Here is a 25,535-nt window from a genome sequence, read left to right on the forward strand (position 1 = left end):
GTTACTCATTATATATAATACGATTGCTACTCTTGCGTTGCACTATGTTTAAGTACCGCTGAACGTTGTAGAATTTAAACGTGCTGCAAAAAGCTATGAACAGCGCAGCGCTTACATCGCGCAGCTTTCGGGCATAGGCGGAGGTGCGTAAGCGGAGGCGCTGTCAGGTGCAGGTAAGGGGCGTTTGTCTGAGCGAAGCGAGTTTTCGCTCCGTCTGCACCTGGCAGTGTCGGAGTAGGCCGAAGCCCGTGCCTCTTTCTTTTTGGTACTTTTACTTTCGGGGCAAGCCGAAAGAAAAAGTACTCCCAAAGCTTGTACGGTGTTGAAAAATGCTTATTTTTGCAGAAAGAGAAAGAAGAAAGGAGAAAAAACAGTATATGGAAGAAAACTTAAGCCAGAAGGAGAAAGAGAAAGCCGAAGAAGAGATAATCGACCAGGCATTCCAGGAACTGTTGAACGACTATTTGGCAACTAAGCACCGCAAGCGCGTCGAAATAATAACCAAAGCATTCAACTTTGCCAATCAGGCACACAAAGGTATCAAACGCCGTTCGGGCGAACCCTATATCATGCACCCCATTGCAGTGGCTAAGATCGTCTGTAATGAGATAGGACTGGGATCAACATCTATTTGTTCCGCACTGCTGCACGATGTAGTAGAAGACACCGATTATACAGTAGAAGATATAGAAAATATCTTCGGACCGAAAATAGCCCAAATTGTAGATGGACTGACTAAAATCTCCGGCGGTATCTTCGGCGACCGTGCTTCGGCACAAGCAGAAAACTTCAAGAAGTTACTGCTCACCATGTCCGATGATATTCGTGTGATACTTATCAAAATAGCCGACCGCCTGCATAATATGCGCACACTCGGCTCCATGATGCCTAACAAGCAGTTCAAGATTGCGGGTGAAACCCTTTATATATACGCTCCGTTAGCCAACCGTTTAGGTCTGTACAAGATAAAGACTGAATTGGAAAACCTGAGCTTCAAATACGAACATCCGGAAGAATACAAAGAAATAGAAGAGAAACTTGCCGCTACTGCAGTAGAGCGTGACAAAGTATTCAACAATTTCACCATTCCTATACGTGCCCAATTAGACAAGATGGGGTTGAAATACCGTATCCTTGCGCGGGTAAAATCCATCTATTCCATCTGGAATAAGATGCAAACCAAACATGTGCCTTTCGAGGAAATCTATGATTTGCTAGCTGCCCGTATCATCTTCGAGCCTCGCAATGAGGAGGAAGAATTGAACGATTGCTTTGACATTTACGTCTCCATCTCCAAGATATACAAGCCACACCCGGATCGTCTGCGCGACTGGGTAAGCCATCCCAAAGCAAATGGTTACCAAGCGCTGCATGTTACCTTGATGGGTAATAACGGACAATGGATTGAAGTACAAATCCGCAGCGAGCGCATGAATGACGTTGCCGAACAAGGCTTTGCAGCACACTGGAAATACAAAGACGGTGGTGGTAGCGAAGACGAAGGCGAACTGGAAAAATGGCTACGCACCATCAAGGAAATTCTGGACGATCCACAGCCGGACGCCATCGACTTTCTAGATACAATCAAGCTCAATCTATTTGCTTCTGAAATATTTGTCTTCACCCCGAAAGGTGATCTCAAAACAATGCCACAGAACTCTACTGCACTGGATTTTGCTTTTTCTCTGCATACCGATATAGGCAGCCATTGCATCGGTGCCAAAGTAAATCATAAATTGGTACCTCTCAGCCATAAATTGCAGAGTGGTGACCAGGTAGAGATACTAACATCCAAATCACAACGGGTACAGCCGGAATGGGAAGTGTATGCCACCACTGCCCGTGCCCGTGCCAAGATTGCTACTATCCTGCGTAAAGAAGCGAAAGCTTACCAAAAAGAAGGTGAAGCGATTATAGCCGACTTCTTTAAGAACGAAGAGATTCGCATTGATGATGCAGCCTTAAACAAGCTGACAAAACTGCATAATTTCCACACGTTTGATGAACTTCTGGTAGCAGTAGGTAGCAAAAAGCTCGTCTTGAGCGATGCGGACAAGAATGTATTTAAAGAAAAGCAAGGTACCAACTGGAAGAAATACCTGACCTTCTCTTTCGGTAATAAAGATAACAAAGAAATCAAAGAACAACCGGAAGAAAAAGTTCCGCAAGAGAAAATCAATACCAAACAAATCCTAAAACTAACCGAGGAAACCATTTCGAAGAATTATATCATGGCAGATTGTTGCCATCCTATCCCCGGAGATGATGTTTTGGGCTATATTGATGAACAGAACCGGGTAATCATTCATAAGCGTCAATGCCCTATCGCCTCCCGACTCAAGAGTAGTTACGGCAACCGTATCATTGCCACCGAATGGGATACCCACAAGGAACTTTCATTCCTCGTAACTATCTATATCAAAGGTATTGACTGCATGGGATTGCTGAATGAAGTGACACAAGTCATTTCCCGTCAACTGAATGTAAACATCCGGAAGTTGACCATCGAAACTACCGATGGCATTTTTGAAGGAAAGATTCAGCTTTATGTGCACGATGTTGATGATGTGCGAAGTATATGTGATAACTTAAAACAAATTCAAAACATCAAACAGGTAACGAGAATAGAGGATTGAAACTATCTTCCGAGCAAAAGTTTTATTAGTTCAACGCCTACATTATTGATATAAAATGCCTACTTTTGCACATTATATCAATAAGTATACTATGATAGTCGGTAAATATATTAATTTAGAAATACTCCGGAAGTTGCTATTTGATGATGAAGAAGTTATTATTTCCGATGATTGCATTCAAGAAGTTGAAAAGAGTTTTCTCTTCTTAAAGAGATTCTCAAGTGATAAAATAATTTACGGAATTAATACAGGTTTCGGTCCTATGGCTCAATATAGAATCGAAGACAAATCATTAACTGAACTACAATATAATATCATCAGAAGCCATTCTACCGGAGCGGGTAAACCCTTACCCCCACTTTATGTAAAGGCTGCAATGATTGCCAGGCTATGCACTTTTCTTCAAGGAAAGTCGGGTGTACATACTGAATTGGTAGAATTACTTGTAAAGTTTATCAACTTAAACATTTGCCCCTATGTACCCGAACATGGCAGCGTAGGTGCAAGTGGGGATTTAGTACAACTTGCCCATATTGCACTGACACTGATCGGAGAAGGAGAAGTATTCTATCAAAACCACTTACAACCTACCGCCCAGGTATTTGAGAAAAATCAGCTTAAACCTTTCTCCATACATATACGCGAAGGACTTTCCGTTACCAATGGCACTTCTGTTATGACAGGCATAGGTGTAGTTAATCTGATACATGCTTACCAACTACTTAATTGGTCGGTTTGTGCATCGGTTATGATGAATGAAATCGCAGGATCGTACGATGATTTCATTTCCCGACCTCTAAATGACGCCAAACATCACAAAGGACAGCAAAAAATAGCTGAGGTCATGAGAGATTGGATGCAAAACAGCCATTGTACCCGTAAACGAGAAAATGAGTTATACAGCCAAAAGCACAAAGAAAAGATATTTGAACATAAAGTGCAGCCTTATTATTCCCTAAGATGCACCCCTCAGATATTAGGCCCTATTCTTGACACCTTATCCAACACGGAAGAAGTGCTCATCAATGAGATTAATTCGGCTTGCGATAATCCTATTGTAGATCCGGAAACGCAAAATGTATACCACGGCGGAAATTTCCACGGAGATTATGTTTCTTTTGAAATGGACAAATTAAAAATTGCCATTACGAAACTAACCATGCTCTGCGAACGTCAGCTGAACTATCTGTTCCATGACCGCATCAACGGAATACTTCCTCCTTTTGTCAATCTGGGAGTACTAGGATTAAATTATGGATTGCAAGCTTCACAATTTACGGCTACATCGACAACTGCCGAATGTCAGACACTTTCCAATCCAATGTATGTGCATAGCATTCCAAATAACAATGACAATCAAGACATTGTAAGTATGGGAACAAATTCGGCTTTAATTGCTAAAACAGTCGTCGAAAACTCATATCAGGTCATGAGTATTTTATTCATGGGGATTGTACAAGCCGTAGATTATTTGAAAATACAGGAGCAGTTAAGTACAGAATCGCACTGTGTATACAATGAGATACGGGCTTTCTTTCCCGTATTCACCAAAGATACCCCAAAGTACAAAGAAATTGAGGCTATGAATAAATACCTCAAAACTAAAAAGTTCGATCTACACTTTGAGGAATAAATGATAAAATGTAACAAACAATAAATGAAGTACGCATTAGTAACAGGCGGAAGCCGGGGCATTGGTCGTACTGTCAGCATCAAGTTGGCAGATATGGGGTATGCAGTGCTGATAAATTATCAAAGTAACGATAAAGAAGCTGCAAAGACCTTACAGATGATCCATGAAAAGGGTGGAGAAGGAGAATTATTGAAGTTCGATGTCACCGACTCAGCGGCTGTGTCCAAAGCATTGGGTAACTGGGGTCAACAGCACCCTGACGAATATATAGAGATTCTGATTAATAATGCAGGTATTCGTAAAGATAATCTTATGCTATGGATGACCGAAGAAGAATGGAACGGAGTGCTGAACACCGGCCTGAACGGCTTTTTCTACGTAACCCAGGCATTACTTAAAAACATGTTGGTAAAACGATTCGGACGTATCATCAACATCGTTTCATTATCCGGAATCAAAGGCATGCCCGGACAAACCAATTACTCTGCTGCCAAAGGAGGCATTATCGCTGCAACCAAAGCTTTAGCTCAGGAAGTAGCCAAGAAACATGTAACCGTTAATGCTGTAGCGCCAGGATTTATCCGCACAGAGATGACCGAAGATATCAATGAAAATGAATGGAAGAAACACATCCCCGCCGGACGTTTCGGTGAACCGGAAGAGGTTGCCGATTTAGTAGGCTTCCTGGTTTCTCCCAATTCCTCTTATATCACAGGAGAAGTTATTTCAATTAATGGAGGATTATATACATGAGAAGAGTTGTGATTACAGGAATGGGGATTTACTCGTGTATCGGAAAAAATCTGGAAGAAGTAAAAGACTCCTTATATAACGGGACATCGGGAATTGGCATCGACCCGGAACGAAAAGAGTTGGGATACCTCTCTGCTTTAACCGGATTGCTGGAACGTCCCGACCTCAAAAAGCTATTAGACAGACGGAAACGTCATTGTTTGCCAGAACAGGGAGAGTATGCCTACATGGCAACTGTAGAAGCCTTTAGAAATGCCGGCATTGACGATGCCTTCCTTGAAGCCAACGAAGTAGGTGTACTTTACGGAAATGATAGCAGTACTGCACCGGTTATAAATGCCATAGACATCATTCGTGAAAAGAAAAATACAGTTTTGGTAGGTTCGGGTTCTATTTTTCAATCTATGAACTCGACTGTCTCCATGAACTTATCAGTCATATTCAAGCTCAGGGGAGTGAATTTTACGATCTCCGGTGCCTGCGCAAGTGGTTCTCACGCCATTGGCATGGGATATCTGCTTATCAAATCAGGACTGCAAGATTGCATTCTATGTGGGGGTGCACAGGAAGTTAATCCTTTTTCTGTTGGCAGCTTTGACGGATTAAGCGCTTTCTCCACCCGGGAAAATGATCCTCATAAAGCATCCAGACCTTTCGACAAAAACAGGGATGGACTTGTGCCTAGCGGAGGCGGTGCCAGCTTAGTGCTGGAAAGCTACGAATCGGCAGTGAAAAGAGGTGCTCCCATACTGGCAGAGGTAATAGGTTATGGCTTTTCATCCAATGGCGACCATATCTCCGTTCCCAATATAGATGGTCCGAAGCGTTCATTGCAGATGGCTATCCGGGATGCAGAAATCCCATTGGAGAAAATTGGCTACATCAATGCACATGCTACCTCTACACCTATTGGCGACCTGAATGAAGCAAAAGCCATTGCTGAAGTATTCGAGGGACATCGCCCGTATGTAACTTCCACCAAATCCATGACCGGACACGAAATGTGGATGGCGGGAGCCAGCGAAGTTATCTATTCCACCCTGATGATGCAGAATGGATTCATTGCCCCCAACCTGAACTTTGAAGAACCGGACGAAGCATCTTGTTTGCTCAATATTCCCGCTCAGCGAGTAAATACGGAGTTTGATACGTTCTTATCCAATTCATTTGGATTCGGTGGTACAAATTCCACCCTAATTATTAAAAAAGTAAAGAAATAAAATAAGTATGACCAACGAAGAAATCATTGAAAAGATAAGAGAAACCTTATCCGAAGAATTTGAAGTAGATATTGATCTTATCCAGTCTGATGCTCCGCTCATGCAAACACTTGAGTTAGATAGTCTGGACCTGGTTGATATGGTAGTGCTAATTGAAAAGAACTTCGGATTTAATGTGACCGGACAAGACTTTGTAGGAATCAAAACATTCCAGGACTTTTATAACCTCGTCATCACCCGTATGGCAGAAAATAAAAACGAATAAAGGAGATGTGGAAAGGTAAAACCCGTGGTGGTGTTTCCGGATATCTGTTTTTCATCTACATGATCAGGTATCTCGGCATTAAGGCCGCTTATGGTTTTCTGGCTCTGGTCGTACTTTATTTCATACCATTCGCACCGAAAGCGACAAAGAGTATCTGGTACTACGCACGTTGTATCTTAAAACGAAATCACTTACATTCGGCAGGTTTGCTTCTGAACAATTATTATCGCTTAGGGCAGATACTCATTGACAAAGTAGCCATCAGTAATGGAATGATAAACAAATATCATTTCAAATTCAATCATTATCAAGAATTTCTGAATGTATTGGACGGTGATCAAGGAGTCATCATGATTGGCGCCCACATTGGAAACTGGGAAATAGGTACTCCCTTCTTCAACGATTACAGCAAGAAGATGAATGTAGTAATGTATGATGCCGAACATCAAAAGATCAAAGAAGTACTGCAAAAGAACGGGCAGCAGCAACCTTATAAAATAATACCAGTTAATGAAGACAACCTGGCTCATATATTCAAAATTACGGAAGCACTGAATAATAAAGAATATGTTTGCTTCCAGGGAGATCGTTATTTAAATGCCGATAAGTTGCTGACTTGTACATTCATGGGGGAAGAGGCTGCTTTTCCAATCGGTCCATTCCTTTTGGCATCGCGGATGAAAGTCCCGGTTGTGTTCTATTTTGCCATGAGAGAAGCCAAGCAGACTTATCATTTCCACTTCATACAAGCAGAAAAAGTCTCCGGTTCAAAAGAAAAAAGAGCTGAGCAATTACTGTTAGAACAATACGTCAACGCTCTTGAAACTATAATCAAGCAATATCCCGAACAATGGTTTAATTATTATCCTTTTTGGAAGTTGCCTGAATAAAATGAAAAAACAAAATGAAACGAACTTCTTCATTACAAAAAAGATACACCAAAGAACGGTTCTCCGCAGTAGAGGCACAACGACTGGCGCAAGAAATAGCCTTCGGCCCTGTTGTGTTTCAGGTATCACGCCTGATGCTGAAATTCGGTATCTTCCGTCTGCTTTCTGATAATAGGGAAGGCATGCCATTGGAACAAATCAGCCAATCTACCGGATTATCACGCTACGCGGCACAAGTTCTGCTAGAAGCATCACTTACAATCGGCACGGTATTGATAGAAGATAACAAATATCTGCTAGCCAAAGCCGGATGGTTTCTGTTGAATGATGAAATGGCAAAAGTTAACATGGACTTTAACCAAGATGTGAACTATAAAGGTTTGTTTCATTTAGAAGAAGCATTGATTAATGAACGCCCGGAAGGTTTAAAAGAGTTTGGAGAATGGCCTACCATCTACGAAGGGTTATCCAGCTTACCCGAACAAGTACAAAAAAGCTGGTTTGGCTTTGACCACTTCTACTCAGATAATTCATTCGACCAAGCTCTTGAATTTGTTTTCAAGGATTCTCCCCTAACCTTACTGGATGTAGGAGGAAATACCGGAAGATGGGCTACCAGATGCGTACAGTATAATAAAGAAGTAGAAGTCACCATCATGGACTTGCCACAACAGCTGGAAATGATGAAACAAAAGACAAAAAACACTTCTGGATATGAACGTATTCATGGACATGGAGTAAATCTGCTCGACAAGCATGTACCTTTTCCTGAAGGATTCGATGCCATCTGGATGAGTCAGTTTCTGGATTGTTTTTCCGAAGACGAAGTAACCAGTATTTTGTCGCGTGCCGCACAATCAATGGGAACAGGTAGCAGACTCTATATAATGGAGACATTTTGGGACAGACAAAAGTTTGAAACGGCTGCATACTGCCTGACACAAATCAGTATCTATTTCACAGCAATGGCCAACGGAAATAGCAAAATGTACCATTCCGATGATATGGCACGCTGTATCCATGCATCCGGACTGGAAATAGAAGAGATATATGATAATCTGGGATTGGGACATAGCATCGTTAAATGTAAACTGAAATGAAATCACTCCCTATCATACAAGGTGAAGGCATCTTGAACCTGATACCGCAACGTCCGCCAATCGTTATGGTAGATACATTCTACGGCATTGAAAACGATTATTCCTATTCAGGTTTGACAATTACTCCTGACAATATATTCTGTCAAGAAGGTAAGTTACAAGAAGCCGGCATCATCGAACATATTGCCCAATCAGCGGCTGCCCGGATCGGATATATCTACTTACAAAAAGACGAACCGATACCATTAGGCTTTATCGGTTCCGTAGATAAGCTGGCAATTCATAATTTACCGGAAATCGGACAAATATTATCTACCGAAATCACAATTATCCAGGAAGTATTCGATATAACACTAGTGAGTGCCTGTGTAAGCACTTCTGATAAAGTTATTGCAGAATGCCGGATGAAAATATTCTTAGAAAAGAAATGAAACAAAAAACGAACCTACATACAGCAGCACTCATTGATCGTACCACCACCAAGGTACGTTTCAGCGAAGTGGATTCCATGCAAATCGTATGGCATGGTGAGTACGTCCGCTATTTTGAGGATGGAAGAGAATCTTTCGGAAAACGCTATGGATTAGGATACATGGATATATACGAGCAAGGATATATGGTACCCATCGTTGACTTAACCTGCCAATTTAAACAGCCTCTTTCGGTAGGTGAAGAAGTGATTATCGAGACCCGATATATCTCCTGTGAAGCCGCTAAAATAAAATTCGAATATGTGCTTTACAGAGCTACAAACCAAAATATTGTAGCTACCGGAAGCACCACTCAGGTCTTTCTGAACCTAAACAGAGAACTGGAATTAGTAACACCTACTTTTTATCAGGAATGGAAAAAGAGATGGAACATCCGATAATCGTATATATTACAGCAGACTCCCTGATAAGTTCTTTAGGAAAGAATACCCAAGAGAATTTAAAAGCGATCCGAGAATACCGGAGTGGAATTACTAGGCATGAAGCAGGAGTGATAGCCGATAGTTCCATACTGGCTGCTACTATTTCCGATTCAGTCAAAGGGCCGGATACCTATACACGTCTGGAACAATTATTTATACTTACCATCCAAGATATATTATCCCAGTCAGGCATTAGTTTGGCGGACAATGATTGCGGACTAATCCTTTCTACCACCAAAGGCAATGTAGATCTATTAGCCCATCATCCCAACGAACCGGACATCAGAGTTTATCTATGGGAAATGGGAAAAAGAATCGGCCGACATTTTCAGGCTGAGGATCGAGTGGAGATTATATCTAATGCCTGTATATCAGGAGTATCAGCTTTGATTATAGCCAAGCGATGGATAGAAACAGGCAGATATAAGAAAGTTATTGTAGCAGGTGGTGATATACTTTCCCATTTCATTACCAGCGGATTTCTCTCTTTTCGATCAGTTAGTTCCACGATATGCCGTCCTTATGACGCAGAGAGAGACGGACTTAATCTAGGAGAAGCTTGTGGAGCTATTCTGCTGAGTTCCGAAGGAAGTAATTTGGATATTATATTATCAGGAGGAGCTATCAGCAATGATGCCAACCATATTTCCGGACCGTCACGTACCGGAGACGGACTCTATTTCGCCATGCGCCAAGCAATGGAGGAGGCATCAGTAAATCCCGAAGATATCAGTTTTATCAATGCACATGGAACGGCTACTGCCTATAACGACGAAATGGAATCCAAGGCCATTCATTTAGCTGGTCTGGAAGTTGTACCTGTAAATAGTATGAAGCCTTACTTCGGGCATACTTTAGGAGCATCGGGAGTTATTGAATCCATTATCTGCCTGCATGAATTAAAAGAGAATATGCTGTTTGGCACTTTAGGTTATGAAAAAGTCGGAGTAAGTATGCCCATCATAGTCCAGGCAGATCATTGTGAAATGCCAATGAAGCATTGCATTAAAACTGCATCCGGATTCGGGGGATGCAACGCAGCCATAGTATTGACCTTGCCTGCATTCCAAAAGCAATCTTCTAAAAAACAGAAAACGAAAACGATCCGCACTACGGCAAGCGTTTCCATAGAAAATGCTTGTGTGAAAGTTAACGAAAAGCCGCTTTTCTCTTCTACATCTACTGACTTTGCATTATTTATCCGCCAAGCCTATAAAAATATAGGAGGAAGTAACATGAAGTTCTACAAAATGGACGACCTTTGCAAACTAGGATATACTGCTGCCGAATATCTGCTGCAAGATAAAAACTTCCGACCGGAAGATATCGGCATTTTGTTGGTAAATTCAGCTTCTTCACTGCACACGGATATTCATCATCAGGAAATTATCAATCAGGAAGGAGACCATGCAGCCAGCCCCGCAGTATTTGTGTATACTTTACCTAATGTTGTGGCAGGAGAAATATGTATCCGACATAAAATACAAGGTGAAAATACCTTTTTCATCGAACAGGATTTAGATGCGGGCAAACTGGAACAATATGCACGGATTGTCATGGAAAAAGGGAACTTAAAGGCTTGTATAATCGGGTGGTGTGAATTATTAAAGCAACAATATAAAGCAGAATTTAAACTAATGGAATAAAAATATGGAAGAATTGATAGACAAACTAAAAAAAGAACTCATCCAAGAATTGAATCTTGAAGAAATCACCCCGAAAGACATTGATACGGATGCACCCTTGTTTGGTGATGCAGGATTGGGACTCGACTCCATCGACGCACTCGAAATCATTCTCATCCTGGAACGGAATTACGGAATCAAGATAAAGAACCCGGCAGAAGGGAAACAGATTTTTTATTCTATACGCACTTTGGCTGATTATATCTCTGAAAACCAGAATAAATGAAGATTTACGTAACCGGTTTAGGTGTTGTCTCCGGCATTGGTCTGGGAGTTGCTGAGAATATAACTTCGCTCAGAAAGCATCAGCATGGCATGGGAAAAGTAACCCTTTTTCCTACAGTACTCGATGTGCCTGTATCGGAGGTTAAATACAGTAATAAAGACCTAAAACGATTACTATCTTTAGCCTGTATCGGAGGTTAAATACAGTAATAAAGACCTAAAACGATTACTATCTTTAGACGTTGAAAAAACTTCGTCACGAACAGCATTACTGGGATGCCTCGCTGCTAAAGAGGCTGTTGAGGATGCCAAACTGGATATTGCATCCTTACGTACCGGTTTTATTTCCTCCACTTCGGTAGGAGGAATGGATCTAAGCGAGCATTTCTACGATTCATTCAGAAAGGCCCCCGAGAAAGGCCGGTTAAGGGAAGTCATCTCCCATGATTGTGGGGCAAGTACCGAGATGATAGCCGGCTACTTAGGAGTAAAAGATTTTGTTACAACTATCAGTACAGCCTGTTCTTCCGCTGCGAACGCTATCATGTTAGGAGCCCGCATGATTCAACATGGCTTACTGGATGCCGCCATTGTAGGAGGCACGGATGCTCTATGCAAGTTCACCCTCAATGGATTTAATTCACTTTTGATTCTTGATAAGGAGCATTGTCGTCCTTTCGACGCATCCCGTGCCGGACTGAATCTAGGAGAAGGTGCCGGTTACCTTGTTCTACAATCTGAAAAATCTCTTCGGAAAGAAGCCTATTGTCTGTTAAACGGATATGCCAATGTCAATGAAGCATTTCATCAGACGGGCAGTTCTCCTGAAGGAGATGGTGCATTTCAAGCTATGCAGGAAGCCATTTCGCAGAATAACATCCCATACAAAGAAATAGATTATATCAATGTGCACGGCACAGGAACTCCGAGTAATGACCTCTCGGAAGGAATTGCCATTCGTCGTATTTTTGGAACAAACGCCCCTGCATTCAGTTCTGTAAAAGCTTTTATCGGTCATACATTGGGAGCTTCTGAAGGTATTGAGGCCGTTTATTCAGTCCTTTCCGTTTATCATGGTTTTGTCTATCCCAATCTAAACTTTAAAGAACCGATAGCAGAAACCGGACTGATACCTGAGACTTCTTTCCGTGAAGGTTTATCTATCCGCAATGTATTATCAAACTCTTTCGGATTCGGAGGAAATAATTCCTCAATCCTATTTTCCACTTTAAAAGAGAAATGATGCAGCCTGTTTATATCAATCATATCGCCTCTATTCATGCAGACGTCACTTCAGAAAACACTCTGTATCTGTCTGCCAACGAACCGGACTACAAAAGCATTATCACAAATGCCACGTTACGCAGACGCATGAGCCGCATCATAAAAATGGGAGTTACCTGCGGGTTGGAGTGCATCAGTTCGCTGCCCTCCGAAGAAGTACACGCCATTATCACTGCCACCGGACTGGGTTGCCTGGCAGATACCGAAAAATTCCTGAATGCCATCATCGAAAATGAAGAAAGATTGCTGAATCCTACCCCATTTATCCAGTCTACTTTCAATACTATCGGTGCTCAAATAGCATTAATCAGGCAAATACATGCCTACAACATGACGTATGTACATCGGGGATTGAGTTTCGAGAGTGCCTTGCTGGATGGTATGATGAAAATCTGGGAAGGAAATAAGAATGTATTACTGGGAACCATTGACGAGATCACCCCCAGTAGTTACACCTTACATCAACGACTGGGTTTGCTGAAAGATATACAAGCAGGAGAGGGTGCGCAATTCTTCCTACTTGGACATCAACAAACAACATCCACTTTGGCTGAAGTCATTGGAGTATCCACTTTTATAGATACAGCCTCCGTAGAGGAAATAAGTGTACGAATTCATCATTTCCTGCAACAACACCAATTGACACCCGAACAAGTAGACTGGTTTGTCACCGGTAAGAATGGTCATTCTAAAGAAGATGCTCCATACATCGCATTAGAAAACAGCTTGTTTTCTAATGCCACCTGTAGTACTTTTAAAGATGAATGTGGCGAATACCCCACTGCCTCGTCTTATGCAGTATGGAAAGTAGTCAAAGCATTCGGTGAACAGACTGCACCGGAACAAACGGTTTTGATATACAACCATTTTCATTCCATTAACCACTCACTGATTTTAATCCGCAAAAGACAATGATAACAGAAATTATAATCATTCTAGCGGTTGCTTTCCTTGTCTATGCTTCTTGCAACATCCGGTCTAATATTTATTTAAAGGTGTTCAGCAAGAAACAAACAACAGAAAAGATAGTAGCTATCACCTTCGACGACGGACCGGACCCGATACAGACTCCTAAAGTACTGCAAGTTCTCAAGGAGCAACAAGTACCGGCATGCTTCTTCTGCATCGGTAATAAAGTAAAAGGAAACGAAGAGTTAATCCGGCAGATAATTGGTGAAGGGCATCTGATTGGTAATCATTCCTTTTCACACACTAATACTTTTCCTCTATACAGTCTTTCAAGGATGGAGAAAGACTTGCAAGCCTGTCAAGCAGCTTTGGAAGAAGTAACTTCGCAGAAAACGAAACTATTCCGCCCGCCATTTGGAGTAACTAACCCTACTATAGCTAAAACTATCAAAAAGTTGGGCTACACTACTATCGGTTGGAATATCAGGACTTTCGACACGCAACAACCACACACTGAAAAGATATTGCGACGTATTCGCAAGAAGTTATGTCCCGGCTCTATCATTCTCTTACATGATCGTATGCCTAACAGTGACCTTCTGTTAAAAGAGATACTTCATCTTATTAAAGACCAGGGATATACAGTTGTCCGACTGGATGAAATCATGTAAAATATTAAGTAACACTTAAAGAATAAAGAGACAATAGCAACAGATAAATGCATTCTTGAGTCTACTTTAAAAAGTACATTTTAGCACTTTCCTCCCCTCCCATTTTTAGTAATGCTTAAAAAATAAGTTGGTACAGTTTCATAACGGAGAAGAAAGGAGTTAAAAGGGAATATATGAACTAAATAATAATTTAGCGCAGCCTAAGCCTGAAAGGCTTTTATCTTACAGCCCAGGGCATCGCCCTGGGTCTCTGAATGCCTACACACCCCGCGCCCTGAAAGGGCATAATACCTGTATATGTGACTTTTGCCCTTTCAGGGCGCAACGTTAGCAACCTATTATTGTACCCAGGGCGATGCCCTGGGCTGCAAGATAAAAGCCTTTCAGGCTTAGGCTGCGCTAGACTTTCATTTACTTCAAATTAATTCAAAACCCGCCAGAAATGAACCAATTGTCCGGCACTGGGGAAAGGAACGCTCCTCGGAGCCGAACGCTTTGTTCCTCGGTGGCGAGATTTTGTATCTTACAAGATACTTATATCCGGAAAGTTACTATGAATGAAATATACCCGCTCCGCTATTTCTCCGCTATTCCTCCGCTTATGAATACCCGTAAGCGGAGGAATAGCGGAGTTGTAGCGGAGAAGGAAGGTGCGGGTATTCTCCGCTACAAAGTTAATTTGGAACTTCTTCTGCCCGGAAGGTAGAAGCCGGCAATCCTGCTTCATTCACTAAATTGGCCCGTGTAAAAGGTTGCCAACCATAACGCACATAGCGTGGATTTTTGATACTCTTATTATAAACCTTCAAGCGGTTTCCTTCTACCTCGGCAACGGCAGGTTTGAACAATCCGTCAATTTCTGCGACCTCGAAAGTGCGTAGAGGCTGACCGTCGGCACTGTGTAAGCCTTCACTGTAATCAAATGCCAGATAGTCACGGATAAATTCATCTCGGTAGTTGGGCCAGTCGCATGGATCGGTATCATTGATTCCTAAATGAATGACCACAATGTCACCGGCAAACGCCATGAATTTATGAAATTCTTCTTGTTGCATGTAGGGGCGGTGTCCTTTGTTTAGCAGAGTAGCTCCCGACTTGTCGAAGTTTTCCACCTGATAGGTGTCGCCCAACATTTGTTGTAACTGCGCCGGATAGGATTGTGTTTCATGTTCGGGTAGAGTGTAACCGTAAGTGATACTGTTTCCTACGCATGTCACTTTGGTGCGTTTCTGAGCCGAAGCATACAAAGTAAGCAGCGTAAGCAAAAAATAAAGAATGACTTTTTTTGTGGTATTTTCATTAGAGTTTGATGTTTTAGTGAAAAGTTAGCAAAAACCAATGGGTAAAATGATAATATTTAATTAAGTATGCTGCATAAACTAAAAATATATATTAACACACTGCATGTTTTAAATATATAAATAGTATATTTGCACAAAATCCTTTATCTAAGAACATGAGAAGTAAAATTTTGTACACTTTTATTGTTTGCTTTGGGTTGTTGTATGCCCGGGCTAATAACACTTCGGAAATATTAGTTTTGAATCAAGGATGGATGTTTGCACAGTCGGGTACTGACAAATGGATGCCTGCCACCGTGCCTGGAACTGTACATCAGGACTTGCTGAATCACCAATTACTTCCCAATCCTTTCTTCGGGACTAATGAGAAAAAAATCCAGTGGGTGGAGAATGAAGACTGGGAATATAAGACTGTCTTCACCGTGACTGAAGAACAACTTTCGCGGGATGCTGCCATGATGACTTTTGAAGGGCTTGATACGTATGCGGACGTTTATCTTAACGGAGCGCTGCTATTGAAGGCGGACAATATGTTCGTGGGTTATTCCGTATCGGTGAAAGAAGTACTTCGCTGCGGAGAGAACAGGTTGCACATCTTTTTTCGCTCACCCATCAAGGAGACATTGCCGCAATGGGCATCGAATGGATTCGACTATCCGGCAGACAATGACCATCTGGATAAGCGGCTCAGTGTATTTACCCGAAAAGCACCTTATAGCTATGGCTGGGACTGGGGAATCCGTATGGTGACCAGTGGCATCTGGCGTCCCGCCTTCCTGCGTTTCTATGATGTGGCTACCATCGGTGACTATCATGTAAAACAACTCTCGCTGACCGATCAGCGTGCAGAAATTTCCAATGAACTGGAGATAAATAGTGTGCTTTCAGGAAAAGAGGAAGCTGAAATCATTGTGTCCTGTTCATTGAAGGACGGGCAGCCTCTTACAGTCAGACAGTCGGTGGTATTGAATCCCGGCATCAATCATGTGAAAGTTCCTGTCGAGATAAAGAATCCGGAGCGCTGGATGCCGAATGGCTGGGGAAAACCTACCCTGTATGACTTTACGGCACAAGTGGTTTGTCGGGGAAAGACGATAGCTTCCGAATACCACCGTATCGGTCTGCGTACCGTCCGTTTAGTGAATGAAAAGGATGGACATGGCGAATCTTATTACTTTGAAGTGAACGGTATTCCAATGTTTGCCAAAGGAGCGAACTTTATTCCCAATGATGTTTTGCTTCCCTCCATGACCGATGAACGATATGCCACCCTGTTCCGTGATATCAAGGAAGCCAACATGAATGTCATTCGTGTATGGGGAGGAGGTACTTACGAGGATAATCGCTTCTATGACCTCGCAGATGAGAACGGCATTCTGATATGGCAGGATTTTATGTTCGGATGTACTATCTATCCGGCGGACCCTACGTTTTTGAACCGTGTATCCCATGAGGCGGATTATAATATCAAGCGTTTGCGCAATCATGCTTGTCTCGCTATATGGTGCGGCAACAACGAGATACTGGAAGGCTTGGAATATTGGGGATGGCAATCGCGTTTCACCCCCGAAGTTTATGAAGAATTTTATCGCAACTACGACAAGCTTTTCCGCGAATTGCTTCCTGCCAAAGTGAAGGAGTGGGACGAGGGACGCTTTTATGTCCATACCTCTCCTTATTTCTCCAATTGGGGACGTCCTGATTCATGGAAGATTGGTGATAGCCACAACTGGGGTATCTGGTATGGCAAGAAGACTTTTGAGTCATCCGACACAGAGTTCGGCCGTTTCCAGAGCGAGTTCGGTTTTGAATCATTCCCCGAAATGAAGACTATCGCTACGTTTGCCTCGCCCGAAGATTATGAGATAGAATCTGAAGTGATGAATGCCCATCAGAAGAGTTCCTTAGGTAACGATTTGATATGTACTTATATGGAACGTGACTTCATTGTGCCTGAGAAATTCGAGGATTTTGTCTATGTGGGTCTTGTACTGCAAGGACAGGGTATGCGCTATTGTTTTGAAGCACATCGCCGCAACCGTCCTTACTGCATGGGTACTCTCTATTGGCAGTTGAATGACAGTTGGCCGGTTGTATCGTGGTCGGGCATTGACTATTACGGTAACTGGAAAGCACTGCATTATCAAGCTAAGCGTGCATTTGCCCCATTGATTATCAATCCTGTACATGAGGAAGGTAATCTGAATGTTTATCTGCTTTCTGATAAGCTGGAGAACTCTACAGGTATGATTCTAGATATGCAACTGATGGATTTCAGCGGCAAGAGACTGACTCGACAGTCTGTGAAGACGGAAGTTGCCGCCAATACCTCTGTGAAGGTGTTTGGCAAAGCATTGAATGAGTGGGCGGACGAGAGCCGGCGCAAAGAGTGCTATCTGTTGCTCACTCTCAAAGACAAGACCGGACGTGAGGTGGCGCACGATGTGCATTATTTTGTCCCCACCAAAGACTTGAATTTGCCTCAAACCGCTATTAAGTATAGTGTAAAGACTTTGGAGGGCAGTTGTGAAGTTACACTTTCCTCTCCGAAGTTGGCAAAGGACGTTTTTGTGCAGATACCTTATCAAGGCGCACGTTTTACAGATAATTTCTTTGACCTTCTGCCGGGAGAGACGCGTAAGATTGTGATTACTTCTCCGGAAGTCAAGAAAGGGGTAAAACCTGAGATAACCATAAAGCATATACGGGAGACTTATTAATTTTTTAAAACTTGTAAATATGAAAAACCTATTGAAGACAGCAGCAGCGATTGTCATGACCGGATGGCTATGTTCCTGCTCCGGTGAAAAAACTGAAGCAAATTACCAGGTCATTCCTATCCCTCAAGAGATTGTGATGGCTACCGACGGTGAGTTTACATTGAGTAGCGGTGTTAAAATTATCTATCAGGATGGAAATGAGGCCATGCAGCGCAATGCCCAATACCTGGCTGACTATTTGAAAAAAGCCACCGGCAAGACTTATCAGACAGAGGCAGGCACTGAAGGTAAGGGAAATATTCTTCTCCAATTGGCTCCGAATACCGAAAAACCGGAAGCCTATCAATTGAAAGTAAGTAGTGAAGGTATTGTCATTTCAGGTGCAAGCGAGGCGGGTGTATTCTATGGAATCCAGACTTTACGCAAGTCCATCCCCGTAGTAGAAAACAGCACTCCTGTACTGGCTGATGTTGAAATAAATGACGCCCCCCGTTTCGACTACCGGGGTGTTCACTTCGATGTGAGCCGCCACTTCTTCACAATGGAGGAGGTGAAAAGTTTCATTGACATGATGACGCTGCATAATATGAACCGTCTGCACTGGCACATCACCGATGACCAAGGCTGGCGCATTGAAATCAAGAAATATCCGCTACTCACCGAGATTGGTTCCCAGCGCAAGGAAACCGTTATCGGCCGAAACTCTGGTGAGTATGACGGCAAACCCTATGGCGGATTCTATACCCAGGAGCAAGCTAAGGAAATTGTGGCTTATGCCGCTGAACGCTATATCACCGTGATCCCCGAAATAGACCTTCCCGGACACATGCAGGCTGCACTAGCTGCTTATTCCCATTTAGGATGTACAGGAGGACCGTATGACGTATGGACGATATGGGGAGTGTCTGACAATGTACTTTGTGCTGGAAATGACAGTGTACTGACTTTTATTGACGATGTACTGACGGAAATAATGGATATCTTCCCTTCGGAATACATACACATTGGTGGTGACGAATGCCCGAAAGTAAAATGGGAAACTTGTCCTAAATGTCAGGCACGCGTCAAGGCTTTGGGTATCAAGGCTGATGCTAAGCATAGCAAGGAAGAATATCTGCAAAGCTTTATCATCAATCATGGTGAGAAATTCCTGAATACACATGGTCGTCAGATGATAGGTTGGGATGAGACGCTGGAAGGCGGTCTGGCACCGAATGCCACCGTGATGTCTTGGCGTGGCGAAAGCGGAGGCATCGAGGCTGCCAAGCAGCATCATGATGTAATTATGACTCCGAACACCTATCTCTACTTTGACTATTACCAGACCAAGGATACGGAAAACGAACCTCTTGGCATTGGTGGTTACCTGCCATTGGAACATGTTTATAACTACGAGCCGATGCCCCGTTCGCTTACTCCCGAAGAACAAAAATATATAATAGGTGTTCAGGCCAACCACTGGACGGAATACATACCTACACTTGCACATTTGCAGTATATGGCATTGCCGCGTTGGGCTGCCCTCTGCGAAATTCAATGGAGCCAGCCGGAAAAGAAGAACTATCGAAACTTCTTGAACCGTCTGCCGCAGCTCATCAAGTTATATCAGGTCGAAGGTTATAACTACGCTAAACATGTGTTCGATGTGACTGCCGATTTTCAGGCCAATACACAGACTGGTGCCATAGATGTACGCATGAATACCATCGACAACGCGCCTATTCATTATACATTGGATGGTACGGAGCCTACTGCCGCTTCACCTGTAGCAGATAGCGTGCTTTCCATCAAGGAGAATTGTCCGCTTCAGGCTATGGCTATACGCCCTGCTGGCAACAGCCGCATCCTTTCCGAAAAAATCGTTTTCAGTAAGTCCACCTGCAAGCCTATCGTGGCGAACCAACCGGTGAACAAACAATACGAGTTCAAGGGTATATCTACTTTGACCGACGGACTGAAAGGTAACGGCAATTACAAGACCGGTCGATGGATTGCTTTCTACCGCAATGACATGGATGTGACCATCGACTTGCAGCAGCCTACTGAAATTTCCGGCGTAACCTTCACTACTTGTGTGGAGAAGGGCGACTGGGTGTTTGATGTGCGTGGTATCTCCATCGAGGTGTCGGATGACGGCAAGATATTTACTAAAGTCTTCTCGGAAGAATATCCGGCAATGAAGGAAACTGACCGCAATGGCTTGTACGAGCATAAACAGACATTTACACCCGTCAAGACCCGTTACGTACATATCCTTGCTCCTTCGGAACATTCCATTCCTGCCTGGCATGGTGGAAAGGGAAATTACGGTTTCCTGTTTGTAGATGAGATTGTGATAGACTAAAAGAAGAATCAATGATAGCAGAAGTATGAAATCAGTGAACAGATATTTGTGGGGAGCAGCTTTCGGAGCACTCCTTGTAAGTTGCGGCACAAATGTCGTACAGAAAGATTATGCAGATTATGTTAATCCGTTTATCGGTACTGGAGGACATGGACACACGTTTCCCGGTGCTGTTGTTCCCAACAGCATGATACAACCGGGACCTGATACCCGTATCTACGGTTGGGATGCCTGTTCGGGCTATTATGATGCGGATACCGTCATCAACGGTTTTTCGCATCTTCACCTCAGTGGGACAGGCTGTGGTGACTATGGTGAAATATTGCTGATGCCTACCGTAGGAAAGCAACGTACAACACTCTCTGCCACTACTGCTTCTGCTACTGCTTCTTTCGCAACGACGGGCGGTTCGCCGGATCAGACGTTGCCTTATGCTTCCCGTTTCTCGCATCAGAATGAGACGGCTTCTCCCGGATATTATTCTGTATTCCTTGATACATACGGAGTGAAAGCAGAACTGACCGCTACTTCGCGTGTGGCGCTACATCGCTATACTTTTCCCGAAAGCAGCGAGGCGGGTTTTATCCTTGATCTGGACTACTCTCTGCAAGGACAGCGCAACCGTGATCTTTCTTTGGAGATTGTGAATGACTCTACGCTTCGCGGTTATAAGAATACCAATGGTTGGGCATGGAGGCACGATGTCTATTTCGAGGCAGTGTTTTCCAAGCCTTTTACTTGTGAAATCCTGACCGATTCTATCCTTCAGCCAAAGGGACAGCATCCATTGCCGGTGAAGAAGGCTTTACTGCATTTTGCAACTGCCAAAGATGAGCAAGTACTGGTCAAGGTCGCTCTTTCTTCGGTAGATGCAGAAGGAGCGGAGAAGAATCTGGCAGAAATCTCCGGCTGGGATTTTGAACAGGTAAAGGCTGATGCTCGTCGTGACTGGAATAGCTATCTGGGCAAGATAAACATTGAGACAAATGATCCGGAACAGAAGACCATATTCTATACGGCACTTTATCATACGGGCATTTCTCCGAGTCTGTTTACCGATGTGGACGGACGCTACCGTGGTCTTGACCGTGAGATACATACTGCCGGGGCGGATAAGCCCATGTACACCGTCTTTTCTTTATGGGACACGTTCCGTGCCTTGCATCCACTGCTTACTATTATTGACCCGGAACTGAATACTCGCTTCATCAATGCTTTGCTGAAGCAGTACCAAGATGGAGGTATCTTGCCGATGTGGGAGCTTGCCGGAAATTATACCGGCACCATGATTGGTTACAACGCCGTGCCTGTGATAGTAGATGCCTATATGAAGGGCGACCGTGGTTTTGATGCCCACTTGGCTTTGAAAGCTTGTCTGCGTAGCGCCGAGTATGATACATTGGCTCCCATTGCCACGACCGACTATCTGAAACATGCCGCATTGATGCCTATTTCCAAATATTATAAGAATACACTGGGCTATGTGCCTTGTGACAAAGAACACGAGGCTGTGGCAAAGGGGCTGGAATATGCTTATGATGATTGGTGCATCAGCCAACTGGCAGAAGCTTTGGGCGATACGGTCAACCAACGCCGTTATGCCGAATTTGGTCGTTCCTATCGTCATTATTTTGATCCGGAAGTACGCTTTATGCGTGGAAAGGATATTGACGGGAAATGGCGTACACCGTTCAACCCCCGTTCTAGCAATCATCGTGAAGACGATTATTGTGAGGGTACTGCTTGGCAATGGACTTGGTTCGTGCCGCAGGATGTGGATGGATTGGTACAGCTGATGGGCGGTCGTGAGGGCTTCATCGGTAAGCTGGATTCCTTGTTTACTGCCGACTCCGCTTTGGAGGGTGACCTGACTTCTGCCGACATATCGGGACTAATAGGACAGTATGCCCATGGAAATGAGCCGAGCCATCACATTTTGCATCTATATAATAAGGTGGGGCAGCCTTGGAAAACGCAGGCTTTGGTGGACAGTGTGCTTCATAGTCAATACTTCAACAATCCCAACGGGCTTTCCGGCAACGAAGATTGCGGTCAGATGTCTGCATGGTATGTGCTGAATGCAATGGGATTCTACCAGCTCTGCCCGGGTAAGCCAGAGTATTCCATCGGCCGTCCACTGTTCAATGCTGCAACCATTCATCTGTCGCAAGGTAAGGAGTTCCGCATTGTGGCAAAGAACAATTCTGCAGTCAACAAATATATTGAGAGCGCCACTCTAAACGGAAAGCCTTTGTTTAAACCTTACTTCACCCACCAGCAACTGATGGAAGGAGGCACACTTCAAGTAGTGATGACGGATAAACCGACGGAGTGGGGGACGGAATAACGTAGTGAAATAAAAATACTTTAAATGAAAGGAAAATAATAAAAGATAATGATATGAATCGAATATTGAAACTTGCAGTTATTCCAATGTTGGCTATACCTTTATTACTTCAGGCACAGGTACGTAATGAACAGACTTTCAAGAAAGGATGGAAGTTTACCCGTGAAGACAGCAAAGATTTTAGTCGGCAATTTTACGATGATACCAAATGGCAATCGGTGACGGTGCCGCACGACTGGGCTATTTACGGGCCTTTCAGTATCCATAATGATAAGCAGAGTGTAGCCATTACTCAGGACGGACAGAAGGAAGCGATGGAACATGCTGGACGTACTGGTGGTTTGCCTTTTGTCGGTGTGGGATGGTATCGTTTGAAATTTGAGGCTCCTGCTTCCATGACAGGCAAAAAGGCCACTTTGGTGTTTGATGGCGCCATGAGCCATGCCCGTGTTTATATCAATGGATTGGAAGCAGGCTATTGGCCTTACGGTTATAATTCCTTTTCTATAGATGCCACTCCTTACCTGAAAGAAAAGGAGGAGAACACGCTTGCTGTGCGCTTGGAAAACGAACCGGAGTCTTCACGTTGGTATCCGGGTGCAGGACTTTATCGTAACGTGCATCTTGTCATCAATGAAGATGTGCATATTCCTGTATGGGGCACCGTAGTGACCACCCCGGTAGTGGAAGAGGGATTTGCCAGAGTCAATGTGAAAACAGAACTGGTGATGCCTGCCGGGAAAAAAATATCAGATTATCGTATCGTGACTCAGATTAAAGGGGCGGATGGCCGTATGTTGTCTTCGGATGACAGACCGGGAGATAAGCTGGATGCCACTTTCTTCAATCAGAATTTTACGCTTTATAATTTTTCTTTGTGGTCGCCCGATACTCCTGTACTCTATACGGCAGAAACTAAGGTATATGAGGGGAATGTATTGAAGGATGAATATACTACTCGTTTCGGTATTCGTACCCTGGAGATTATTCCTGAAAAGGGTTTCTTCCTGAATGGAAAGATGATGAAGTTCAAGGGGGTATGCAACCATCACGATCTGGGACCTTTAGGTGGTATAGCCAATGAGGCGGGCATCCGTCGCCAGATTAGGATTCTGAAAGATATGGGTTGCAATGCTATCCGTACTTCTCATAATATGCCTGCTCCCGAACTGATCCGTGCTTGCGATGAAATGGGTATGATGGTGATGGCAGAGTCTTTTGACGAATGGAAAGGTGCTAAGGTACAAAACGGGTATCACAAGATATTCGATGAGTGGGTAGAGAAGGATTTGGTGAATCTGATTCGTCACTACCGCAACAATCCGAGTATAGTGATGTGGTGTATTGGAAATGAAGTGCCCGACCAGTGGAACGGTAACCGTGGTCCGAAACTCTCACGCATGCTTCAGGATATTTGCCACCGCGAAGATCCTACACGCCCTGTTACTCAAGGCATGGATGCTCCGGATGCCGTAGTGAATAATAACATGGCGGCTGTAATGGATGTAGCGGGTTTCAACTATCGTCCTCATAAATATCAGGAAAATTATAATAAACTTCCCCAATGTATCATTTTAGGCAGTGAGACAGCCTCTACAATCAGCTCCCGCGGAGTGTACAAGTTTCCTGTGAAGCGTCGTTCCATGCAGAAGTATCCTGATCATCAGTCTTCTTCTTATGATGTGGAACATTGTGGCTGGAGTAATTTGCCGGAGGATGACTGGATATGGCATGAAGATAATGCTTGGTGTATCGGAGAGTTTGTATGGACGGGCTTTGACTATCTGGGAGAGCCTACTCCTTACTATACAGACTGGCCTAGCCATTCCTCTCTTTTCGGTATCATTGACCTTGCGGGACTGCCTAAGGATCGTTTTTATCTCTATCGCAGTCATTGGAATTCTGGAGAAGAGACATTGCACATCCTCCCGCACTGGAACTGGAAAGGCAGAGAAGGAGAAGTGACTCCGGTTTTTGTCTATACCAATTATCCGTCTGCCGAACTTTTCATTAATGGCAAAAGTCAGGGTAAGCGTAGCAAGGATATGTCTGTAACGGTGGAAAATAGCCGGGATTCGATTTCTATGGCAGACTTCAAGCGTCAGCAACGTTATCGCCTGATGTGGATGGACACTAAATATGAACCGGGCAGCATAAAGGTGGTTGCTTATGACAAAGATGGAAAAGCTGTTGCCGAGAAAGAGGTACATACTGCCGGTATACCACATCATATAGAGTTAGATGCCGACCGCACGGTCATCAAAGCCGATGGTGAAGACCTGTCATTCGTCACTGTAAAGGTAGTAGATAAAGATGGCAATCTTTGTCCGCTTGCCGAAAACGAAATTCACTTCAAGGTAAAAGGTGCCGGTTCTTATTGTGCGGGTGCCAACGGCAATCCGGCTTCGCTGGAAAGTTTTCAGACTCCGAGAATGAAAGTGTTCAACGGTATGATGACTGCTATTGTCTCCACTACCGATAAACCGGGAGATATCGTACTTGAAGCTACGGCTGAGAAACTGAAAAAAGCAGTGCTGAAGCTCGAAAGCAAATAATTTATGCAAAATTAGTATATCCCTTCTTGTATTAAACAAATAAGAATTATTTAGTTTTTATATATTGATTATATTTATTAATTC

General features: G+C 43.5%; 18 protein-coding genes and 2 pseudogenes. 19 read left to right on the plus strand and 1 reads right to left on the minus strand.

Going from position 1 to position 25,535, the window contains the following annotated elements; genetic code table 11:
* Positions 1-377: 377 nt before the first annotated feature.
* From Q1W14_RS00915 to Q1W14_RS00985, 15 genes and pseudogenes are all read left to right on the plus strand, one after another.
* Positions 378-2,636 carry a RelA/SpoT family protein gene (locus tag Q1W14_RS00915; RefSeq protein WP_300698338.1) on the plus strand — a complete coding sequence of 753 codons (2,259 nt, stop codon included), beginning with the start codon at positions 378-380 and terminating at the stop codon, positions 2,634-2,636.
* A 91-nt stretch (positions 2,637-2,727) separates the two neighbouring features.
* Positions 2,728-4,269 carry a histidine ammonia-lyase gene (locus Q1W14_RS00920; protein WP_300698340.1) on the plus strand — a complete coding sequence of 514 codons (1,542 nt, stop codon included), beginning with the start codon at positions 2,728-2,730 and terminating at the stop codon, positions 4,267-4,269.
* A 24-nt stretch (positions 4,270-4,293) separates the two neighbouring features.
* Positions 4,294-5,022, plus strand: a complete 729-nt coding sequence (gene fabG / locus Q1W14_RS00925; protein ID WP_300698342.1) for a 3-oxoacyl-ACP reductase FabG — start codon at positions 4,294-4,296, stop codon at positions 5,020-5,022.
* On the plus strand, positions 5,019-6,242 hold the full coding sequence (locus Q1W14_RS00930; RefSeq protein ID WP_300698344.1) for a beta-ketoacyl synthase: 1,224 nt from the start codon (positions 5,019-5,021) through the stop codon (positions 6,240-6,242). The genes fabG and Q1W14_RS00930 overlap by 4 nt, the downstream gene beginning before the upstream one ends.
* A 7-nt stretch (positions 6,243-6,249) precedes the next feature.
* Complete coding sequence (locus tag Q1W14_RS00935; protein WP_294610311.1) at positions 6,250-6,507, plus strand: acyl carrier protein; 258 nt, start codon at positions 6,250-6,252, stop codon at positions 6,505-6,507.
* A 5-nt stretch (positions 6,508-6,512) separates the two neighbouring features.
* Positions 6,513-7,397, plus strand: coding sequence for an acyltransferase (locus Q1W14_RS00940; RefSeq protein ID WP_300698346.1), 885 nt, complete (start codon positions 6,513-6,515; stop codon positions 7,395-7,397).
* 14 nt (positions 7,398-7,411) lie between these two features.
* The gene (locus Q1W14_RS00945) at positions 7,412-8,497 is read left to right on the plus strand and encodes a class I SAM-dependent methyltransferase (RefSeq protein WP_300698348.1); all 1,086 of its coding nucleotides are present in this window, start codon (positions 7,412-7,414) and stop codon (positions 8,495-8,497) included.
* On the plus strand, positions 8,494-8,928 hold the full coding sequence (locus Q1W14_RS00950; protein ID WP_300698350.1) for a hydroxymyristoyl-ACP dehydratase: 435 nt from the start codon (positions 8,494-8,496) through the stop codon (positions 8,926-8,928). The genes Q1W14_RS00945 and Q1W14_RS00950 overlap by 4 nt, the downstream gene beginning before the upstream one ends.
* On the plus strand, positions 8,925-9,368 hold the full coding sequence (locus Q1W14_RS00955; protein WP_300698352.1) for a thioesterase family protein: 444 nt from the start codon (positions 8,925-8,927) through the stop codon (positions 9,366-9,368). The genes Q1W14_RS00950 and Q1W14_RS00955 overlap by 4 nt, the downstream gene beginning before the upstream one ends.
* Positions 9,353-11,056, plus strand: a complete 1,704-nt coding sequence (locus Q1W14_RS00960) for a beta-ketoacyl synthase N-terminal-like domain-containing protein (RefSeq protein WP_300698354.1) — start codon at positions 9,353-9,355, stop codon at positions 11,054-11,056. The genes Q1W14_RS00955 and Q1W14_RS00960 overlap by 16 nt, the downstream gene beginning before the upstream one ends.
* Positions 11,057-11,060: 4 nt before the next feature.
* Positions 11,061-11,321, plus strand: coding sequence for a phosphopantetheine-binding protein (locus Q1W14_RS00965; protein ID WP_300698355.1), 261 nt, complete (start codon positions 11,061-11,063; stop codon positions 11,319-11,321).
* Positions 11,318-12,563: pseudogene (locus tag Q1W14_RS00970) on the plus strand (beta-ketoacyl-[acyl-carrier-protein] synthase family protein). Before Q1W14_RS00965 ends, Q1W14_RS00970 begins: the two are co-directional and overlap by 4 nt.
* Positions 12,563-13,519 (plus strand): beta-ketoacyl synthase chain length factor, encoded by a 957-nt coding sequence (locus Q1W14_RS00975; RefSeq protein WP_300698446.1) that lies wholly within the window; start codon positions 12,563-12,565, stop codon positions 13,517-13,519. The pseudogene Q1W14_RS00970 and the gene Q1W14_RS00975 overlap by 1 nt, the downstream one beginning before the upstream one ends.
* The gene (locus tag Q1W14_RS00980; protein WP_300698357.1) at positions 13,516-14,184 is read left to right on the plus strand and encodes a polysaccharide deacetylase family protein; all 669 of its coding nucleotides are present in this window, start codon (positions 13,516-13,518) and stop codon (positions 14,182-14,184) included. The genes Q1W14_RS00975 and Q1W14_RS00980 overlap by 4 nt, the downstream gene beginning before the upstream one ends.
* Positions 14,185-14,737: 553 nt before the next feature.
* Positions 14,738-14,890, plus strand: coding sequence for a hypothetical protein (locus tag Q1W14_RS00985; RefSeq protein WP_300698360.1), 153 nt, complete (start codon positions 14,738-14,740; stop codon positions 14,888-14,890).
* Between the two features lie 217 nt (positions 14,891-15,107).
* Here the strand turns inward: Q1W14_RS00985 and Q1W14_RS00990 are convergent.
* Positions 15,108-15,461 (minus strand): annotated as a pseudogene (locus Q1W14_RS00990) (GDSL-type esterase/lipase family protein); the annotation flags it as partial.
* A gap of 179 nt (positions 15,462-15,640) precedes the next feature.
* Here Q1W14_RS00990 and Q1W14_RS00995 point away from each other — a divergent pair.
* Genes Q1W14_RS00995 through galB form a run of 4 tightly spaced genes read left to right on the plus strand, consistent with a single transcriptional unit; the run spans position 15,641 to position 25,451 of the window.
* Positions 15,641-18,205, plus strand: a complete 2,565-nt coding sequence (locus Q1W14_RS00995; RefSeq protein WP_300698362.1) for a glycoside hydrolase family 2 protein — start codon at positions 15,641-15,643, stop codon at positions 18,203-18,205.
* Between the two features lie 19 nt (positions 18,206-18,224).
* Positions 18,225-20,549 carry a glycoside hydrolase family 20 protein gene (locus Q1W14_RS01000; RefSeq protein ID WP_300698364.1) on the plus strand — a complete coding sequence of 775 codons (2,325 nt, stop codon included), beginning with the start codon at positions 18,225-18,227 and terminating at the stop codon, positions 20,547-20,549.
* Between the two features lie 25 nt (positions 20,550-20,574).
* Entirely contained in the window at positions 20,575-22,896 is a 2,322-nt protein-coding gene (locus Q1W14_RS01005; RefSeq protein WP_300698366.1) for a GH92 family glycosyl hydrolase, read from the plus strand.
* Positions 22,897-22,949: 53 nt separating this feature from the next.
* Positions 22,950-25,451, plus strand: coding sequence for a beta-galactosidase GalB (galB, locus tag Q1W14_RS01010; protein WP_300698369.1), 2,502 nt, complete (start codon positions 22,950-22,952; stop codon positions 25,449-25,451).
* Positions 25,452-25,535 lie beyond the last annotated feature (84 nt).

It is taken from the genome of Bacteroides sp., assembly GCF_030151085.1.
In the GTDB taxonomy this organism is placed as follows: Bacteria; Bacteroidota; Bacteroidia; order Bacteroidales; family Bacteroidaceae; genus Bacteroides.

Excerpts from the sequence above, each read along its gene's own strand:
- Q1W14_RS00915 (WP_300698338.1), top strand. The coding sequence starts at position 378 with ATGGAAGAAAACTTAAGCCAGAAGGAGAAAGAGAAAGCCGAAGAAGAG.
- Q1W14_RS00920 (WP_300698340.1), top strand. The coding sequence starts at position 2,728 with ATGATAGTCGGTAAATATATTAATTTAGAAATACTCCGGAAGTTGCTA.
- fabG (WP_300698342.1), top strand. The coding sequence starts at position 4,294 with ATGAAGTACGCATTAGTAACAGGCGGAAGCCGGGGCATTGGTCGTACT.
- Q1W14_RS00930 (WP_300698344.1), top strand. The coding sequence starts at position 5,019 with ATGAGAAGAGTTGTGATTACAGGAATGGGGATTTACTCGTGTATCGGA.
- Q1W14_RS00935 (WP_294610311.1), top strand. The coding sequence starts at position 6,250 with ATGACCAACGAAGAAATCATTGAAAAGATAAGAGAAACCTTATCCGAA.
- Q1W14_RS00940 (WP_300698346.1), top strand. The coding sequence starts at position 6,513 with ATGTGGAAAGGTAAAACCCGTGGTGGTGTTTCCGGATATCTGTTTTTC.
- Q1W14_RS00945 (WP_300698348.1), top strand. The coding sequence starts at position 7,412 with ATGAAACGAACTTCTTCATTACAAAAAAGATACACCAAAGAACGGTTC.
- Q1W14_RS00950 (WP_300698350.1), top strand. The coding sequence starts at position 8,494 with ATGAAATCACTCCCTATCATACAAGGTGAAGGCATCTTGAACCTGATA.
- Q1W14_RS00955 (WP_300698352.1), top strand. The coding sequence starts at position 8,925 with ATGAAACAAAAAACGAACCTACATACAGCAGCACTCATTGATCGTACC.
- Q1W14_RS00960 (WP_300698354.1), top strand. The coding sequence starts at position 9,353 with ATGGAACATCCGATAATCGTATATATTACAGCAGACTCCCTGATAAGT.
- Q1W14_RS00965 (WP_300698355.1), top strand. The coding sequence starts at position 11,061 with ATGGAAGAATTGATAGACAAACTAAAAAAAGAACTCATCCAAGAATTG.
- Q1W14_RS00975 (WP_300698446.1), top strand. The coding sequence starts at position 12,563 with ATGCAGCCTGTTTATATCAATCATATCGCCTCTATTCATGCAGACGTC.
- Q1W14_RS00980 (WP_300698357.1), top strand. The coding sequence starts at position 13,516 with ATGATAACAGAAATTATAATCATTCTAGCGGTTGCTTTCCTTGTCTAT.
- Q1W14_RS00985 (WP_300698360.1), top strand. The coding sequence starts at position 14,738 with ATGAATGAAATATACCCGCTCCGCTATTTCTCCGCTATTCCTCCGCTT.
- Q1W14_RS00995 (WP_300698362.1), top strand. The coding sequence starts at position 15,641 with ATGAGAAGTAAAATTTTGTACACTTTTATTGTTTGCTTTGGGTTGTTG.
- Q1W14_RS01000 (WP_300698364.1), top strand. The coding sequence starts at position 18,225 with ATGAAAAACCTATTGAAGACAGCAGCAGCGATTGTCATGACCGGATGG.
- Q1W14_RS01005 (WP_300698366.1), top strand. The coding sequence starts at position 20,575 with ATGAAATCAGTGAACAGATATTTGTGGGGAGCAGCTTTCGGAGCACTC.
- galB (WP_300698369.1), top strand. The coding sequence starts at position 22,950 with ATGAATCGAATATTGAAACTTGCAGTTATTCCAATGTTGGCTATACCT.